This is a genomic window from Bartonella sp. MU37NMGALS (assembly GCF_042194015.1).
GTDB classification, from domain to species: domain Bacteria; phylum Pseudomonadota; class Alphaproteobacteria; order Rhizobiales; family Rhizobiaceae; genus Bartonella; species Bartonella grahamii.
The window spans coordinates 1-1813 of the sequence record NZ_JBHIML010000068.1 but is presented as its reverse complement, the minus strand read 5'-3'; the positions used below and the strand labels follow the sequence as shown (position 1 = coordinate 1813).

Sequence of the window (1813 nt, the reverse complement as noted above, 5' to 3'; positions counted from 1 at the left end):
CACTGAACATGTCACCACTTGCACCACGTATCGCCCACCCCGTTTTGGTACCTAGATCAAAACAAAGAATCGTGTTAATCACCACACCACTCCATACAAAATGTGTTTTATAAAAGCACTCAGCAGTAATTATTTCTGAAATAGGAGAATAAATGCCTCTTAATCTTATTCGCACAATTTTTTCAGTTTACACTAAGTACAAAGAGCAAGAAGAACGAAGATTAGGAGCCAAATTGGAACTAAGACCTATTCCCCAACCAAAATATGGTAGTGTTATCCCATCAAAGAAAAGCGTTTTAAGGATAATCTCAGGATCGCTGGTTCATTTACAAGTTACCTTCTATAATCCTACAAAACAGATGATTAGATTGAACCATATATGGATAGATAAAAAGACCTCCTTTGAATTTGTTCATGTTTCATATCTTAAATCCAACCTAGAATTGCATAAACAAACAGAAGACATCTTCATTAAAACGCAAAAAAAACACGTCAACTTGATAACTCCTGAACTAAACCCAATCCAAAATGAGTGGTGTGATCTATTTAGTATCAAGGGTGAAAGTGAACTAACATTTTTACTCATTTTTGCAATGTACAATCCATCTAAAATACAGCCTATAAATATCATTGTAGAACATACTTCTCCAAACTATCCAACCAAAACACTCAAAGCTAATTTTTATCTTGGTTCCTATTGTAATGATGAATAGAACGATATTTTTGAAAAAAATTTTTCAAAGAAAAAACGCCTTCGTGAATAATTCTAATAGCTAAAGCCATATTCTGTACTCCCAATAATAACGGAGTCTCTCCAATGTTCTACGGTGCCAAGGTAGAGATGCCATGTATTGTTGTGGTGTTAACATAGACAATTTATAAGTCGTATTGGAAATGTAATTAAAGTTTGGAACTAGGTGATCACCACGTAATCTGCCGCCACCAAAAACAGCCCCTAAACCACTAATCCAACAATTACCTTCGTGACTGAGGTTCTCTTCACTCTCTACCCAGCCACCTAAATCACCTTTCTTTACTTTGCCAAAGCTTCTCAATGCTCGTATTCGGTGTAACTTGAAAGGACCGAGATCAACTGTATCGTCTGTAAGTTCGTATTTCTTTTTACTACTATTAACTAAATCACAACCACTAATAAAACCTGTATCAATCCATGCATCACCACACACACGGGCATTTCCACAAATTATTGCTGTACCGTATACATGTGCATTATCAAAAACTTTAGCATCAAAATAAACAATGGCATTGCCATAAACATGAGCGTTATCATAAACGTTGGCATTACCAAAAACCTTGGCTCGACCGTAAACCCTAGCACTACCATAAACCTTTGCATCGTCCCCAACCCAACAGTCTCCCTCATGACTTAAATTGCTTTCATTTTCAATAAAGCCACCTAAGTCACCTGCGTACACATCTCTAAAATTTCTTAAAGCACGTATACGATGAAGCGTAACTCCATTAACTTCGATTGTTTCATCAGTAGATTCATACTTCTTTTTAACTGTCATCTTATCCACTCCTCACTTACCCTTCTTCTTACTCTTCTTATTCTTATGAGCCGGCGCTTTTACTGCTTCATCACGCTGTTTAAGCTTTTGTGTTAGTCTTTGAATTTCCGCATCACGTGATTGCACATCTGCTTCGAGTGTCATTACAACTTCACTTACATTTCTGAACGCCTTTTCATGCTCTTCAGTCTTTTGTTTCAGTTGTTTAATTTCCTCCTCACGTTCTTTAATCTCTTGCTTCAGTTTTTTAATTTCTGCTTCAGACTTTCCTATATCCGCAT

Annotated in this window: 2 protein-coding genes and 1 pseudogene; 1 reads left to right on the top strand and 2 read right to left on the bottom strand. The window is 36.5% G+C overall.

All coding sequences use genetic code 11. The features are described from left to right. The first annotated feature begins 152 nt into the window (after nt 1–152). On the top strand, nt 153–713 hold the full coding sequence (locus tag ACFIJP_RS08975; protein WP_375627055.1) for a hypothetical protein: 561 nt from the start codon (nt 153–155) through the stop codon (nt 711–713). A 60-nt stretch (nt 714–773) separates the two neighbouring features. Here ACFIJP_RS08975 and ACFIJP_RS08970 read toward each other — a convergent pair whose 3' ends face one another. Both ACFIJP_RS08970 and ACFIJP_RS08965 read right to left on the bottom strand, forming a co-directional pair. Next, on the bottom strand, nt 774–1532 hold the full coding sequence (locus tag ACFIJP_RS08970; RefSeq protein ID WP_375624395.1) for a hypothetical protein: 759 nt from the start codon (nt 1530–1532) through the stop codon (nt 774–776). Nucleotides 1533–1544: 12 nt separating this feature from the next. Then, nucleotides 1545–1813: pseudogene (locus ACFIJP_RS08965) on the bottom strand (hypothetical protein); the annotation flags it as partial.

Coding starts and splice junctions, on each gene's coding strand:
- ACFIJP_RS08975 (WP_375627055.1), top strand. CDS start 153: ATGCCTCTTAATCTTATTCGCACAATTTTTTCAGTTTACACTAAGTAC.
- ACFIJP_RS08970 (WP_375624395.1), bottom strand. CDS start 1,532: ATGACAGTTAAAAAGAAGTATGAATCTACTGATGAAACAATCGAAGTT.